This is a genomic window from Mycobacterium sp. NPDC003323 (assembly GCF_053589535.1).
Genome location: NZ_JBSFSB010000001.1, coordinates 1175153 through 1190333, shown reverse-complemented (window position 1 = coordinate 1190333; position 15181 = coordinate 1175153). Strand labels below are relative to the sequence as shown.

The 15181-nt window shown below is 69.2% G+C and carries 16 protein-coding genes; 6 read left to right on the top strand and 10 right to left on the bottom strand.

Annotated features, from left to right (window positions below; all coding sequences use genetic code 11):
* From hisB to hisD, 3 genes are read right to left on the bottom strand one after another with little or no spacing between them, the layout of a single operon-like run.
* Entirely contained in the window at positions 1-621 is a 621-nt protein-coding gene (hisB, locus tag ACWDUN_RS05510; protein ID WP_449925607.1) for an imidazoleglycerol-phosphate dehydratase HisB, read from the bottom strand.
* Entirely contained in the window at positions 618-1757 is a 1140-nt protein-coding gene (locus tag ACWDUN_RS05505) for a histidinol-phosphate transaminase (RefSeq protein WP_449925605.1), read from the bottom strand. The genes hisB and ACWDUN_RS05505 overlap by 4 nt, the downstream gene beginning before the upstream one ends.
* On the bottom strand, positions 1754-3067 hold the full coding sequence (gene hisD / locus ACWDUN_RS05500; protein WP_449925602.1) for a histidinol dehydrogenase: 1314 nt from the start codon (positions 3065-3067) through the stop codon (positions 1754-1756). Before hisD ends, ACWDUN_RS05505 begins: the two co-directional genes overlap by 4 nt.
* A gap of 66 nt (positions 3068-3133) precedes the next feature.
* Here hisD and ACWDUN_RS05495 point away from each other — a divergent pair, with 66 nt between their 5' ends.
* The 4 genes from ACWDUN_RS05495 (at position 3134) to ACWDUN_RS05480 (ending at position 6500) form a co-directional block, all read left to right on the top strand.
* Positions 3134-3556 carry a nitroreductase family deazaflavin-dependent oxidoreductase gene (locus tag ACWDUN_RS05495; protein ID WP_449925600.1) on the top strand — a complete coding sequence of 141 codons (423 nt, stop codon included), beginning with the start codon at positions 3134-3136 and terminating at the stop codon, positions 3554-3556.
* Positions 3557-3590: 34 nt separating this feature from the next.
* Positions 3591-4226, top strand: a complete 636-nt coding sequence (locus tag ACWDUN_RS05490; RefSeq protein ID WP_449925597.1) for a LysE family transporter — start codon at positions 3591-3593, stop codon at positions 4224-4226.
* A gap of 11 nt (positions 4227-4237) precedes the next feature.
* The gene (locus ACWDUN_RS05485; RefSeq protein WP_449925594.1) at positions 4238-4846 is read left to right on the top strand and encodes a PrsW family glutamic-type intramembrane protease; all 609 of its coding nucleotides are present in this window, start codon (positions 4238-4240) and stop codon (positions 4844-4846) included.
* A gap of 235 nt (positions 4847-5081) precedes the next feature.
* Positions 5082-6500, top strand: coding sequence for a PGRS repeat-containing protein (locus tag ACWDUN_RS05480; RefSeq protein WP_449925591.1), 1419 nt, complete (start codon positions 5082-5084; stop codon positions 6498-6500).
* A gap of 13 nt (positions 6501-6513) precedes the next feature.
* On the opposite strand, the gene nadC is transcribed toward ACWDUN_RS05480, so the two are convergent.
* From nadC to nadA, 3 genes are read right to left on the bottom strand one after another with little or no spacing between them, the layout of a single operon-like run.
* Complete coding sequence (gene nadC / locus ACWDUN_RS05475) at positions 6514-7389, bottom strand: carboxylating nicotinate-nucleotide diphosphorylase (protein ID WP_449925588.1); 876 nt, start codon at positions 7387-7389, stop codon at positions 6514-6516.
* Positions 7389-8993 carry an L-aspartate oxidase gene (locus ACWDUN_RS05470; RefSeq protein WP_449925585.1) on the bottom strand — a complete coding sequence of 535 codons (1605 nt, stop codon included), beginning with the start codon at positions 8991-8993 and terminating at the stop codon, positions 7389-7391. Before ACWDUN_RS05470 ends, nadC begins: the two co-directional genes overlap by 1 nt.
* The gene (gene nadA, locus ACWDUN_RS05465) at positions 8990-10051 is read right to left on the bottom strand and encodes a quinolinate synthase NadA (RefSeq protein WP_449925582.1); all 1062 of its coding nucleotides are present in this window, start codon (positions 10049-10051) and stop codon (positions 8990-8992) included. Before nadA ends, ACWDUN_RS05470 begins: the two co-directional genes overlap by 4 nt.
* Before the next feature lie 47 nt (positions 10052-10098).
* Between nadA and ACWDUN_RS05460 the strand changes: the two genes are divergently transcribed.
* Both ACWDUN_RS05460 and ACWDUN_RS05455 read left to right on the top strand, forming a co-directional pair.
* Positions 10099-10791 carry an NUDIX hydrolase gene (locus tag ACWDUN_RS05460; protein WP_449925579.1) on the top strand — a complete coding sequence of 231 codons (693 nt, stop codon included), beginning with the start codon at positions 10099-10101 and terminating at the stop codon, positions 10789-10791.
* A 42-nt stretch (positions 10792-10833) separates the two neighbouring features.
* On the top strand, positions 10834-12186 hold the full coding sequence (locus tag ACWDUN_RS05455; RefSeq protein ID WP_449925577.1) for a lipase family protein: 1353 nt from the start codon (positions 10834-10836) through the stop codon (positions 12184-12186).
* 3 nt (positions 12187-12189) lie between these two features.
* Here ACWDUN_RS05455 and ACWDUN_RS05450 read toward each other — a convergent pair whose 3' ends face one another.
* From ACWDUN_RS05450 to bioB, 4 genes are all read right to left on the bottom strand, one after another.
* Positions 12190-13101: an ATP-grasp fold amidoligase family protein gene (locus tag ACWDUN_RS05450; protein WP_449925574.1), complete on the bottom strand. Its 912-nt coding sequence runs from the start codon at positions 13099-13101 to the stop codon at positions 12190-12192.
* A gap of 138 nt (positions 13102-13239) precedes the next feature.
* Positions 13240-13836, bottom strand: a complete 597-nt coding sequence (locus tag ACWDUN_RS05445) for a DUF2567 domain-containing protein (protein ID WP_449926297.1) — start codon at positions 13834-13836, stop codon at positions 13240-13242.
* Positions 13837-13901: 65 nt separating this feature from the next.
* A complete protein-coding gene (gene bsaP, locus ACWDUN_RS05440) occupies positions 13902-14150 on the bottom strand; it encodes a biotin synthase auxiliary protein BsaP (protein ID WP_449925572.1) in 249 nt (82 codons plus the stop codon).
* Between the two features lie 11 nt (positions 14151-14161).
* Positions 14162-15157: a biotin synthase BioB gene (gene bioB, locus ACWDUN_RS05435; protein WP_449925571.1), complete on the bottom strand. Its 996-nt coding sequence runs from the start codon at positions 15155-15157 to the stop codon at positions 14162-14164.
* Positions 15158-15181 lie beyond the last annotated feature (24 nt).

Here is a 15181-nt window from a genome sequence, read left to right as displayed (position 1 = left end):
TCACAACGTGCCCTTGGTGGACGGCACACCGGTGACGCGGGGATCGAACTCGACCGCCTGGCGCAGCGCCCGCGCGACGGCCTTGTACTCGGCTTCGGTGATGTGGTGCGGGTCGCGGCCGTAGAGCGTGCGCACATGCAGCGCGATGCGGGCGTTGTAGGCCAGCGACTCGAACACGTGCCGGTTGATGACGGTGTGGTACGGCGCTGTGCCGCCGGCACCAGATCCTGAAATGGTGAACTCCACCATGTAATCCGGCTCACCGGTGTGCACGAAGTAGGGTCGGCCGGACACGTCCACGGCGGCGTGTGCCAACGTCTCGTCCATCGGGATGTACGCGTCACCGAAGCGGCGGATGCCCTTTTTGTCCCCGAGCGCCTGACCCAACGCCTGGCCCAGCACGATGGCGGTGTCCTCGACGGTGTGATGGCCCTCGATCTCGATATCACCCTTGGCGTGCACCGTCAGATCGAAGCTGGCGTGGCTGCCGAGTGCCGTCAGCATGTGATCGAAGAACGGGACGCCGGTGTCGATGTCGACCTGTCCGGTGCCGTCCAGATCGATCTCCACGACGATGTCGGATTCGCGGGTCTTGCGTTCGACCTTGGCGCGGCGGGTCATGAGGCTCCTTGGTGTTGCGATAGGACGCCGGATTCGGCGATCGTGGCACTCACATCGAGAAATACGTCGTTCTCCTCGGCCAGCCCGATGGTGGTCCGTAGGTAGCCGGGCAAACCGACATCGCGGATCAGCACGCCGGCGTCGAGATAACGCTGCCAGACGGCGGGGGCGTCGGCGAAACCGCCGAACAGGACGAAGTTGGCATCGCTGGGGATGACGCGAAATCCCATGCCGCTCAACGCCGCCGAAACCCGTTCCCGCTCGGCGATCAGCGTTGCCACGCTGCCCAGGGTGTCGTCGGCATGGCGCAGCGCCGCGCGCGCCCCGGCCTGGGTGAGCACCGACAGGTGATACGGCAGCCGCACCAGCAGCACCGCGTCGATGACCGCCGGATCGGCGATCAGGTAGCCCAGCCGCCCACCGGCGAAGGCGAACGCCTTGCTCATGGTGCGGGTGACGATGAGTTTGGCCGGGTACTCGGCGATCAGTCCGATGGCGCTGGGCTGGGAGGAGAACTCTCCGTAGGCCTCGTCGACGATGACGACACCGGGCGCGGCGTCGAGCACCCGGCGCAATTCGTCGGGCGTGACGCTCTGGCCCGACGGGTTGTTCGGGCTGGCCAGGAACACCACATCGGGACGGTGCTCGGCGATGGCGGCGACGGCCCGGTCGGTGTCCAGACCGAAATCCTCGGCGCGGGCGGCTTCGAGCCAGTCGGTCTGGGTGCCGTCGGAGATGATCGGGTGCATCGAATAGGACGGCACGAAGCCGATGGCGCTGCGGCCGGGACCACCGAACGCCTGGAGCAGCTGCTGCAGGATCTCGTTGGATCCGTTGGCCGCCCACACGTTGTCGACCGTCACCGCGACGCCGGTCTGACCGCTCAGATAGGCGGCGAGGTCGGTGCGCAGCGCCACCGCGTCCCGGTCGGGATACCGGTGCAGTTCGGCGGCCGCATCGCGGACGGATTCGGCGACATCGTCGATGAGCGCCCGCGTCGGTGGGTGCGGATTCTCATTGGTGTTCAACCGCACCGGCACCGCGAGCTGTGGCGCGCCGTAGGGTGACTTGCCGCGCAGGTTGTCCCGCAGCGGCAGATCCTCGAGCGTGATGGATACCCCAGAGATGGTGGTCACCTTTCGAATCTCCGTCGGACCGCCTCGCCGTGGGCCGGCAGGTTCTCCGCCTTGGACAGTGTGATCACGTGTCCGGCAACATCTTTGAGCGCCGCCTCGTCGTATTCGACGACGTGGATGCCGCGCAGGAACGTCTGCACCGACAGGCCGCTGGAGTGCCGGGCGCAGCCCGCGGTGGGCAGCACGTGGTTGGACCCGGCGCAGTAGTCGCCGAGGCTGACCGGGGACCAGGCGCCGACGAAGATCGCCCCGGCCGAGCGGATCCGGCCCGCGACGGCCGCGGCCTGCTCGGTCTGGATCTCCAGGTGTTCGGCGGCGTAGGCGTTGACCACCTTGATGCCGGCATCGACATCGTCGACCAGCACGATCGCCGACTGCCTGCCGGTGAGCGCGGTGGTGACACGTTCGCGGTGCACGGTGGTCTCCAGCTGCGCGCGCGTCTCGGCGTCGGCGGCATCGGCCAGGTCGACACTGTCGGTGACCAACACGCTGGCGGCCATCTCGTCGTGTTCGGCCTGGCTGATCAAGTCCGCGGCGATGTGCCGGGGATCCGCGGTGTGATCGGCCAGGATCGCGATCTCGGTGGGACCGGCCTCGGCGTCGATACCGACCTGGGACCGGCAGATGCGCTTGGCCGCGGTGACGTAGATGTTGCCGGGTCCGGTGATCATGTCGACCGGGGCGAGTTCGGCCCCGTCGGTGTCGGTGCCACCGTAGGCCAGCAGGGCCACCGCCTGGGCGCCGCCCACCGCCCACACCTCGTCGACGCCGAGCAGCGCGGCGGCGGCGAGGATGGTCGGGTGCGGCAGACCGCCATGCTCGGCCTGTGGCGGACTGGCGATGACCAGTGAGTCGACGCCTGCGGTCTGAGCGGGCACGACGTTCATCACCACACTCGACGGGTAGACGGCGTTGCCGCCCGGCACGTACAACCCGACCCGCTCGACGGGAACCCACCGTTCGGTGACGGTGGCGCCCGGGGCCAGCGTGGTGGTGGTGTCGGTGCGTCGCTGGTCGGCGTGCACCACCCGGGTGCGCTCGATGGCGACCTCAAGGGCGGCGCGGACGTCGGCGTCGAGGACCTGCACAGCTTCGTGCAGTTTCGCGATGGGCACGCGCACGGCGTCGGGACGGATGCCGTCGAAGGACTGGCCGTACTCCAGCGCCGCCTCGGCACCGCGTGCCGCGACATCCTCGACGATCGGACGGACCTTGGGGACCACCGCATCCACGTCGACCCCGCCACGCGGCAACGTGGTGCGCAGCCGGGCCGCGGACAGGTCCGCACCGCGCAGGTCGATGCGGGACATGAGGGATCCTGATGACGTCACGGGTCTATTGTCCCAGAGCAGGCCAAATCGAAATCGGGAGCCGTCATGTCCGCGTCACCGTCGCGCAAGGATCACCCCAACAACGCCGCCGGCGTGCCGATGCTGGTGCCGCCGGCGCTGGAGAAATTCCAGATCAAGTACATCAATCCGCTGATGACACCGATCAGCCGCAAGATGCCGGGCATGAGCGTGATCAAGCACACCGGCCGCACCTCCGGGACCGAGTACGAGACGCCCGTCACGCCCTATCGCAAGGGAAACACCCTGGCCATCGGGCTGATCCACGGCAAGACCAACTGGGTGAAGAACGTGCTGGCCGCCGGTCAGGCGGATATCCGGGTGTCGGGCAAGGACCTGCACCTGGTGAACCCGCGGGTGCTGCCCGCCGGGACCGTCGACCGGTCGCTGCCGTTCATCGCTCGCGTCATGCTGCGCAAGACCGGCGTGTTCGTCGCCGATATCGCCTGATATCTCAGTTGCGCGCCCCTGCGACACTCCTGTCATGACCTGGCAGGTGTGGCTGGCGTTCCTGGGCGCCGCGATCGCGATCAGCATCGCTCCCGGGCCCGGTGCCGTGCAGTCGATGGCCACCGGCATGACCGAGGGCCTGCGGCGCGGTTGGTGGAGCGTGTTCGGGCTGGAGATCGGCCTGATGTTGCAGCTGACCCTGGTGGCTGCCGGCGTCGGCGCCGTGGTGGCCTCCTCGGCGCTCGCCTTCACGGTGATCAAATGGCTGGGGGTGGCTTATCTGGCGTACCTGGCGGTGCGTCAATGGCGCACGGCGCCGCGCGATCTGCGCGAACAGATGAACGCGGTGACCGTCAGCAGCCGGCGCGGGTTGGTGCTGCGCGGATTCCTGGTCAATGCCACCAATCCCAAGGGACTGGTGTTCTTCCTGGCCGCTCTGCCCCAGTTCGTCACGCCCGCCGCACCGTTGTTGCCGCAATATTTGGCGATCGGGCTGACGATGATCGTCGTCGACATCGTGGTGATGGGCGTCTACACCGGATTGGCCGGCCGGCTGGTCGGCTGGCTGCACAACGCCCGGCAGCAGACGATCCTGAACCGCGTCATCGCGGCGATGTTCGCCGTGGCGGCCGTCGTGCTGTCGCTGGTGCGCCGCGGCGCCCCGGCCTGAGACGCTGCAGGGTGGAGGACCTCACCTACGCCACCCGGGAGGCGATCTACAGTCTGGACTCCGATCTGGCGGGTGCGGGGCCCAACCTCGTCCTGCGGGTGCTCACCGCGGTCCCGGCGCATTGGGCCTATACGGCGCTCGCCGCCGTCGGCGTGCTGCTGTTGTTGCCGACCTTCAGCGGACCGCCCGCCTGGTCCTACGCCCGCCGGATGGGCGTGGCGCTGTCGCTGATGGCCGCGGCGTCGTTCATGCATTTCGTCTGGGACGCACCCGCTCCCGACGATCGCGGCTGGGTGTTCCTGCTCGGCAAGCTGGCGATCAACCTGGCGGTGTTCCTGATACCGGTGGCCCTACTGCTGCGGTTCGAGCACCGCTGGGTGGCCGACCGGATGCCACCGGCCGCGCCGACGGACACCTCGCGGCGGTACCCGATGACGTTCTGGATTCGCTGCTCACCGGCCGGGCGCGACGCCGACTGCGCAGCCACGCGCGCCGTACTGGAGGACGGCGCGCGAAGAAGGCCATGCGCCGGACGCAAAATGATGCCTTGGATTCCGTCCAGCTTTGCGCGTGACGGGCGACTTCAGCAAACCGTCCGCGGCCGTCTCGCAGTTAGCTGAGCCGGGTTGGTCTCGGTGCAAACACCTCGTGATGCCGCTCGGTCACCGAAGCGGCGGGTTGCGAGTTTTCCGGCCTGTCGAGATCTGGCGGATTCGAGTGGGGCTTATTCCCGTTGCGGCACAACATGATTCGTTGCAGCTAGCGCTGTGCAATTCGGCGGTCGCCGTGTATAGATGACGTTCGAAACCGATTGTCGGTGATGGCGCGCAGCGCAGATATCGAGGGGATTTGTTCATGGGGGCGACCGTTTTCGTGACGGCACAACGTACGGTTCTGGCCTCGGCCCTGACGGCTGGCGTGGTCGTGGCGACCGGACTCGGCACAGCAGGCAGTTTCTCGTTGACGACGGACGCACCCGAACGCGATCCTCGCCCGGTCACCGTGGCCACCGCCCCGGCCATCCGGCCGGTGAGCACCGCCATACCGCTGGTGCCGTCGGCGTTGCCGACGCCCAACGCCCTGTATGCGAGCGTCGCCGCGACGCTGCCGCCACCGGTGGCAGCCGAACCGGAAAGCGTCGCGCTCACCGGCGCAGCACAACGCGTTCTGGACGAAACGGCCGACGAGGACAATGACTTCCCGGCCTTCATCCTGCCCACCAACTTCGCTCGCGACGCCGAAGCGACCGGCCTGGCCCAGACCGGCGACGGGACCGCGGCCGCCGAGCCGGTGCCGTTCGACCCGCAGGTGCTGTTCGGCCCCGGCGGTCTGCTCATCGGTGACGCCATCGAGCCGGGCGCCAACGGCGGCCTCCTCGGCGGCAACGGTGCACCCGGCGCTCCCGGCCAGAAGGGTGGAAACGGCGGACTGCTGTTCGGCAACGGCGGCCGCGGCGGGGACGGTATCGACGGCGGGCCGGGCGGCGCGGGCGGTAAGGCCGGACTGATCGGCAATGGCGGCGCCGGAGGCAACGGTGACCTCGGCGGCCGGGGTGGTGACGGCGGCGACGCGGGCGTGATCGGTAACGGCGGCCGAGGCGGAAACGGCGGCACCAACACCGATTCCGGCGCGTCGAGCAACTACGGCGGTGTCGGCGGCCGAGGCGGCAACGGTGGTGTTCTCGGCGGCTCCGGCGGCGACGGCGGCACCGGCGGTAGCGGAGTGTCCACCGACGGCCGGCAGGCCGGCGGCGCCGCCGGTGGTGACGGCGGACGCGGTGGCCTGTTCGGCAACGGCGGCAATGGCGGCGCGGGCGGTGACGGTGCGTCGGCGACCGGAGACGGCGCCGGCGGACGCGGCGGGCAGGGCGGCGGTACCACGAACGGCAATGCCGGGCGCGGCGGTGCCGGCGGTGATGCCAGCGGCGGCACCAGTTCCTTCGGCGGATCCGGCGGCGACGGCGGCAGCGCCTCCGCGGGCGGATCCGGCGGTGCCGGTGGGGCCGGAGGTTCCGCCCAGACCGATGACGGCTACTCGGCCGGCGGACACGGCGGCAACGGCGGTCGCGGTGCGGGCGCCGGTTCGGGCAGCCGCGGCGGCGATGGCGGGAACGGCGGCAACGGTTCGGCCACCGCGGGTATCGGCCGCGGGGGCAACGGTGGAAACGGCGGCGCAGGTGGCATCGGCAGTCCTGGCGGTTCCGGCGGCACGGGCGGCACCGGCACCGGTTCGGACTCCGGCAGCCGCAACGGCACCGACGGGGCCGACGGCTAGCGGCGGCGCCGCCTCAGGTGTCCAAACCGACGTCGAGGACCCGCACCGAGTGGGTGAGCGCCCCGACGGCCAGGTAGTCGACACCGGTCGCCGCGTACGCCGCGGCCGATTCCAGCGACAGCCCGCCGGAGGATTCGAGCTTGGTACCCGGTGCGCGGGCATCGCGGCGCTGCACCGCGATCTGGGTCTGCCACACCGGGAAATTGTCCAGTAAGACGAGTTCGACACCGGCGCCGAGGATCTCGTCGAGTTGCTCCAGCGAGTCCACCTCGACCTCACACGGGATATCGGGGGCGGCGGCACGGACCGCGTCGAGCGCGGCCAGCACCGAACCCGCCGCGGCGACGTGGTTGTCCTTGATCAGGGCCGCATCCCCCAGGCCCATCCGGTGGTTCACCCCGCCACCGACTCGCACGGCGTATTTCTGCAGGAACCGCAAGCCCGGCAACGTTTTTCGGGTGTCCCGGATCCGCGCCGCGGTTCCGTCGACGGCATCCACCCATCGCGCGGTGGCGGTGGCGATCCCGGACAGGTGGCAGACCAGATTCAGCATCGTGCGCTCGGCGGTCAGCAGCCCCTGCGCGGGCGCCTGCACCTGCAACAGCGACTGACCCGGCTGCAGCCGGGTGCCGTCCTCGACGCGATCCAGCACGGTGTAGCCGTCGGTACCGAGCACCGCGTCGAGCACCAGCAGCGCAAGGTCCACCCCGGCCGCGACACCCGCCTCGCGGGTGGCCATCGAGGCCGTCGTCGTCGCGTCCGCAGGTACGGTCGCGGTGGTGGTGACGTCCGGGCCGTAGCGCAGATCCTCTTCGAGGGCGCGTTCGACGACCCGGCGGGCCTCCTCGAGTTCCTGCGCCGACAGTTGCTTCACCTGCGCTCCGTTCATCAGTTCACTCCCAGCGGTGTCACGACCACGGGGTCGTCGGTGGCGTCGAGGCGAACCACGACGCTGTGCGCCTGTGCCGCATCGGGTTCCGGAAAGTCGTGGCGATGGTGGCAGCCCCGCGACTCGGTGCGCGCGGCCGCGGCGGCGGCCACCGCACGGGCCGTCAGGGTCAGAGCGGCATCCTCGGCACCCGCCCGGCCGGAAACCGCACCGCTGCGCGCGCCGGCGAGCAGTTCGGACAGGCCACGCAGGCCCGCGCCGTCACGCACCACGGACGCGGCGCGGGTCATCGCCCGTTGCAGGACGGCGCGATCGAGCATCGGTAGCCTGATCGGCCCGTCGGCCACCGCGCGGGTGGCTCCGACGTCCACGGCGTGCGCCGCCGCCGCTCGACCCGCCCGGCCACCGACCACGAGACCCTCGAGCAGACTGTTGGACGCCAGTCTGTTCGCTCCGTGCATACCGGTTCTGGCGACCTCGCCGGCGGCGAACAGACCGGGCAGATCGGTGCGTCCGTGCACATCGGTGACGACGCCGCCGCAGCTGTAGTGCGCACCGGGTACCACCGGGATCGGTTGGCGCGCCGGATCGATGCCGGCGGATCGGCACGCGGCGGTCACGGTCGGGAACCGGCTCGCCACATCCACCACCCCGGTGGCATCCAGGTACACGCAACCGTCGCCGCTCTCGCGCAGCCGCGCGTCGATCGCGGCGGCAACCACATCGCGCGGGGCGAGATCGCCCAGCGGGTGTACACCCGCTGTCACCGAACGCCCGGCACCGTCGACCAGCACGGCGCCTTCGCCGCGCAGCGCCTCGGTGATCAGTGGACGGCGGCCTCCCCCGGCGGATTCCGAGTACAGCATCGTGGGATGGAACTGGACGAATTCGATATCGCTGACGGCCAACCCGGCCCGTAGCGCCAGCGCGATACCGTCGCCGGTCGAGCCTTCGGGGTTGGTGGTTGCCGCGTAGAGATGGCCGAGTCCCCCGGTGGCCAGAATGACCGCGGGTGCGTGCAACAGGCCGAGGCCGGCATCGCTGTGCACCAGGACGCCGGTGACGGCCCCGCCTTCCTGGCAGATCTGCAGCGCGACGTGGTTGTGTCGAATGTCCAGCCGGGCGGCGGCCGCGTTCAGTGCGCGCTGCACCTCGGCACCGGTGGCATCCCCGCCGGCATGGATGATCCGGCGCCGGGTGTGTCCGCCCTCGCGGGTGAGCGACCAGCGGCCCGGTTCGGACTCGTCGAAGCGGGCGCCGTCGGATACCAGCTCGGCCACCGCCGCGTAGCCGTCGGCGACGATGGACCGCACGGCCTCGACGTCGCACATCCCGCCACCGGCCGCCAACGTGTCGGCGACGTGCGCGTCGACGGAGTCAGCGCCGTCGCGCAAGGCCTCGGGGAGCACCACGGCGATGCCGCCCTGGGCGTAGAAGGTCGCGGTCTCGCCGATCTTGCTCAGCACGACCACTCTGCGCCCCTGGCGCACCGCGGCAAGCGCGGCCACCAGTCCGGCCACTCCGGTGCCGATGACGACGACGTCGGCACGCTGTTGCCAGTATCCGGCTCCGCCGCATCCGGAAGCCGGACGCGCAGTGGTCATTCCCCGCCGCCGGGCTGCCCGATCTCGATCATGCGCTGCACGCTCTTTCGACCGGCCGCTGCAACATCCGCGTCGACGTGCACCTCATCGCCACCGGTGACCAGGCAGCGCAGCAGGGCGGCCGGAGTGATCATCTTCATGTAGGTGCACGATGCCCGGTCGTTGACCGCGAGGAAGTCGACCTCCGGCGCGGCGCGGCGCAGCTGATGCAGCATGCCCACCTCGGTGGCGACCAGGACCTGGCGGGCCTGGGTTTCGCGGGCAGCATCCAGCATCCCGCCCGTGGACAGGATCTTGACCCGGTCCTCGGGCACCGCACCCTCACCGGCCAGGTACAACGCCGAGGTGGCGCAACCACATTCGGGGTGCACGAACAGCTCGGCGTCGGGATGGGCGCGCGCCTGGTCGGCGAGCTCGTCACCGTTGATGCCGGCGTGCACATGACACTCGCCGGCCCAGATGTGCAGGTTCTTGCGGCCGGTCACACGCTTGACGTGCGCGCCGAGGAACTGGTCCGGGCAGAACAGCACCGTGCGGTCCTCGGGGATGGAGGCGACCACCTCGACCGCGTTGGACGAGGTGCAGCAGATGTCGGTCAGCGCCTTCACCGCCGCGGTGGTGTTCACATACGACACCACTACGGCGTCCGGGAAGTCCGCCTTCCAGGCCCGCAGTTCCTCGGCGGTGATCGAGTCGGCCAGCGAGCAACCGGCGCGCTGGTCGGGAATCAGGACCGTCTTCTCGGGACTGAGGATCTTGGCGGTCTCGGCCATGAAGTGCACGCCGCAGAACACGATGGTGTCCTCGGAGGCCTCTGCCGCGATCCGCGACAGCGCCAGGGAATCCCCGACATGGTCGGCGACATCCTGAATGGCCGGCAGCTGGTAGTTGTGCGCCAGCAGGGTCGCGTTGTGCAGGTCGGCCAGCCGACGCACCTCGGCGGCCCACTGGCCGTCGGCGACGATGCCGCCGTATCCGCCCGGCCCGTCGACGATGCGCGAGGCCAGCGGGCTGCTGTATACCTGCGCGTTCGCCCCAGTGTGGTCCAGGACCGTCATGGCAGTCTCCTTTGTGCCCGTGAGGTTTTCGACTTATGATCGAAAACATGTCACATGGTAGCACCGACCACGAAGTGCTCGCCGTCGTCCTCCAGGTTCGCCGGCTGGAGACCAAGAAACCTCAGCTCAGCGTGCTGTTGTGGGAGCGCGCCATGGATCCGCAGCGCGGCGCCTGGGCCCTGCCGGGCGGACGGCTGCGTCACGACGAGGACATGACCAGTTCGGTTCGACGTCAACTGGCCGAGAAGGTGGACCTGCGGGAATTGACCCACCTGGAGCAACTCGCGGTGTTCTCCGATCCCGCGCGGGTGCCCGGTCCGCGCACCATCGCGTCGACCTTCCTGGGTCTGGTGCCCTCCCCCGCCACCCCGGAACTCCCGCCGGACACCCGCTGGCACCCGGTCGCGGCGCTGCCGCCGATGGCCTTCGACCACGGCATCATGGTGGCCAACGCGTGTGCCCGGCTGATCGCGAAGCTGTCCTACACCAATATCGGATTCGCTTTGGCGCCCCGAGAATTCGCGCTCTCGACGCTGCGTGACATCTACAGCGCGGCGTTGGGGCATCCGGTCGATGCGACCAATCTGCAGCGGGTGCTGGAACGCCGCAATGTCATCACCAGGACAGGTACCACCGCGCGATCGGGCCGCAGCGGTGGACGGCCCGCGGCGCTGTACAGGTTCACCGAGGCGCGCTACCGGGTCACCGACGAGTTCGCCGCGTTGCGCCCGCCCGGGTGAGTCGACTGGATTCTTAGACCCTTCTTAAGTAACAATGCCCGGATGGACTTTGGCAGCTCGGCCGCCACCGCGGACGCCGAATGGCTCGGAGCCGTCCCGCATGCGGAGCTCGATCCCCAGGCGCGCCCTCGGCTGCCCAAGGATGACGCCTTCTATCAGGCGCCGGCCGGCTTCGAGCACGCCACGCCCGGCACCGTGTTGCGCAGCCGCGATGTCGAGCTGGCCTTCCTCGGGCTCATCCCCCAGCAGGTCCGGGCCGTACAGCTGCTGTTCCGGACCACCGATATGAACGGCCATCCCGAGGTGGCGGCGACGACGGTCGTCGTCCCGGCCGAGCGCGGCCCCGAGCGGGTCTGCCCGCTGGTCTCCTACCAGTGCGCCATCGATGCCATCACGTCACGGTGTTTCCCGTCCTATGCGCTGCGCAGGCACGCCCTGGCGCCCGGTTCGGTACCGCAGTTCGAGATGCTGCTGATCGCCGCGGCCGTCGCCGAGGGCTGGGCGGTGTCGGTGCCCGATCACGAGGGCGTCAACGGCACCTGGGGAACCCCGTACGAACCGGGCTACCGCATCCTCGACGGTCTGCGCGCGGCCACCAGTTCGGATCAGCTGTCACTGTCACCGCAAGCGCCGATCGGGTTGTGGGGGTACTCCGGTGGCGGGCTGGCCAGCGCCTGGGCCGCCGAGATGAGCGGCAGTTACGCACCGGAACTCAACATCGTGGGCGCCGTACTGGGATCGCCCGTCGGTGACCTTGGCCGCACGTTCCGCAAGCTGAACGGCACGTTCGCCGCGGCGTTACCCGCGCTCGTGGTCGCCGCGCTGGCCGACGTCTACCCCGGACTGCAGAAGATCATCGCCGAGCACGCCAGCGAGCAGGGCCGCGCCCTGTTGGACCGGTTGCACCACATGACCACGGTCGAGGCGATCGTGCGTCTGTTCCGCACCGACATGGGCGATCTGCTCGATCAGCCGCTCGAGCAGATCCTCAACACCCCGGAGGTCCAGCACGTCTTCGCCGATATCAAACTCGGTGCCGCCGTACCCACCCCACCGGTGCTGATCATCCAGGCCGTGCACGACGAGATCATCTCGGTGCACGGGATCGACGAACTCGCCGACACCTACTCGGCCGGTGGCGCGCACGTCACCTACCATCGCGACCTGTTCAGCGAGCACCTGCTGCTGCACCCGATGTCGGCGCCGATGGCCCTGCGATGGCTGTCGGACCGGTTCGCCGACCGCCCCCTCGGCGAGAACCTGGCCCGCACCAAGTGGCCCACACTGTTCAACCCGTCGACCTACAAGGGCATGGCACGGTTGGCCGTCATCACCGCGAAAGTGTTGACCGGCAGGCGACTTCACCGGCTGCCGCTGTCGGTACTGGACCGCTGAACCTCAGGGTCGCCCGGGTGCCACCTCGGCAAGAGACGGCAGCTTCCAGTGCAGGCCCTGCTCGCGGTCGAAGCTCATCGGCTTGTAGCGCAGCAGACCGCTGCCCGGATACGGCGTGTACTCGCCGAACCACACCTCACCGTCGACGGCATACAGATCGATACGGATGAAATCCCAGTCGGCACCCAGGACCTTGGCGATCTCGAGCATCTTGTCGAGTTCGACGGGCCGCGGTTCCTCGGCGACGGGCTGAATCCGCCAGCGCACCGGGAGTTGGCGCCAGTTGGCGTCCAGAAAGGTGGTGGTCTGATGCGCGCCGAACCGGCCGCGATTCACCTGGATCAGTTCGACACGTCCGTCGAACACGAAGAACTTGTAGTCGACCGGCGGGTTGCCGTCCGGGGTGGGAATGCGCTCCTCCAGCAGCAGTTGCGCACGCGCCGCGCTGTACCCCCACTCGCCGAGTTCCAGCGGGGTCTCCGAGAACCACGTGCGGGTCTGCTTGTGCAGTGCGTCGATATCGGTCTGCGGGTCGGGCCCGAACAGCGCGCGACCGCTGCTGGCATTGGGTTTGAGGACCCAGGGCGGCAGCGAGTCGAGATCCGGGGCGTCGCGCAGATCGGTACCCGACCAGTACGTTTCCGGTATGCGCAGATCAGGACTCGGGTAGGCCTCGCGGGCCATCTCCTTCATCCACATCTTGTCGCAGGCCTTGACGATGCGATCGCGCCGATCGTTGAAGATCCGCCAGTTCACCTTCTCGTTGAAGGTGGTGGGGTTGGTGAAGTCACCCCGCTTGCGGATCATCATCAGATACAGGGCCTTGCGCATCGCCAGGACCGGCATCTTCTCGATCATCCGACGACGGGAGGCCTGCAGCCACGTCGGGGTGGGCACATATTCCAGCAGCGGCATCGCGGCACTCCGTAGATCTCGGTTATTGACGCGACGTCCATTTTGCTGATTCACCGTCGCGCGACCGACAACTTACTTGTCGGGCGCAGATCTGTGGGGCCTACCTTTTGCGAGATCTGCCACACCGGTGATGCCGGGTCAACGCTGCGCCGGTGCTGTCCCGTCGCTGCCGCCGCCGACGGGGGCGACCGGCACCGGGATGGGCGGGTACATCCCGGCGTAGTGCACCGGCGGCCAGGCGCCCAGATCATCGCGCGAGGCGGAGACCGCCATCAGCGCGTAGGTCAGCGCGGCCACCGCGGCCGGCAACAAAATGGTGGCCGCGATGACGAACGGCCCGTGCCCGAAGAACACCGCCGGGGCCTCGGCAACGTAATGCACCCGGTCGGACTCGGTGACCGGGGCGGTGTCCACGTCGATCGTGCCGTACCGCCAACGTGCCAGCACCGCGCCCACTCCCGCGGCGGCGCCCAGCGCGCCGGCCGCACCCAGCGCGAGCGCTGCCGCCAGCAGCGGCCCGCGGTGCGCACGCCACTGCCAGGCGGCCACCGCGCCGACCACCGCGATGACGCCGACGAATCCGACGAGCAGAAAAGCGCCCAGGAACAGTTGATCGGAGTCGTTGCCCAGATATGCGCGCACCCGGTCGCCGGCGCGGGTCAGCGCCACGATGCCCTGTGCGGGCGGCGCCAGCAGCGCCCACAGCGCGCCCGCCGCGACCCCGGCCGCCACCATGCCTGCGAAGACCCGCAGCGCCGCGCCGCGCCGCGAGATGCGCGGCGGATCGGTCGGTCCCGGGTTCACCGACGGGTGTCCAGATCGGTGGAGTCCACCTGACCGTGCCGCGAGCACTTGGCCCACCAGCCGGTGGGTCGCACCTGGACGATCATCCGGCGACCGCACTCGGCGCAGAACCGCGGCGGTTCCAGGCCCAGTTCGGCGGCGGTGGGCATCACCTTGCCCGCCGCACCCCCGACCTCGGCGCCGGTATAGACGTTGTAGACCCCGGCGCCGACGGGCGCGGGCAGAGCCTGGAATTCGTCGATCATCACCAACAGTTCTACAGCGTCGCGTTGAGCGCCTTGATCGGCATCTGCAGATCGTCGAGCAGTTCGAGGTCGGCTTCGGCGGGTCGGCCCAACGTGGTCAGGTAGTTGCCGACGATGACAGCGTTGATGCCACCGAGGATGCCTTGCTTGGCGCCGAGATCGCCGAGGGTGATCTCCCGACCACCGGCGAAGCGCAACATGGTCCGTGGCAGCGCCAACCGGAACGCCGCCACCGCCTTGAGCGCCTCCGACGCCGGCAGCACCTCCAGATCGCCGAAGGGGGTGCCCGGACGCGGGTTGAGGAAGTTCAGCGGCACCTCGTGCGGATTGAGTTCGGCGAGATTGGCGGCGAACTCGGCGCGCTGCTCGAGGCTCTCCCCCATGCCCAGGATGCCGCCGCAGCACACCTCCATCCCGGCCTCCCGCACCATCCGCAGCGTGTCCCAGCGCTCCTCCCAGGTATGGGTGGTCACCACATTGGTGAAGAACGACCGGGCAGTCTCCAGGTTGTGGTTGTAGCGGTGCACGCCCATCTCCGCGAGCCGCTGCACCTGCTCGGCGGTGAGCATGCCCAACGAGCAGGCGATCTGGATGTCGACCTCGTTGCGGATCGCCTCGATGCCCGCGGCGACCTGCGACAGCAGCCGCTCATCGGGTCCACGGACCGCTGCCACGATGCAGAACTCGGTGGCGCCGGTCTTTGCGGTCTGTTTGGCGGCCTCGACCAGGCTGGGGATGTCCAGCCACGCGCTGCGCACCGGTGAGGCGAAAAGCCCCGACTGCGAACAGAAGTGGCAGTCCTCGGGACATCCGCCGGTCTTGAGGCTGATGATGCCCTCGACCTCGACGTCCGGTCCGCACCACTTCATCCGGACCTCGTGTGCGAGTTCCAGCAGATCGTCGAGCCGATCATCGGAAAGCTGCAGCACCTGCAACGTCTGGTCCTGGTCGAGACCGACGCCGCGGTCGAGTACCTGCTCGCGTGCCACTGCCAGAATGTCGGTCACCAGAAGTCCTCCGTTTGAACACGT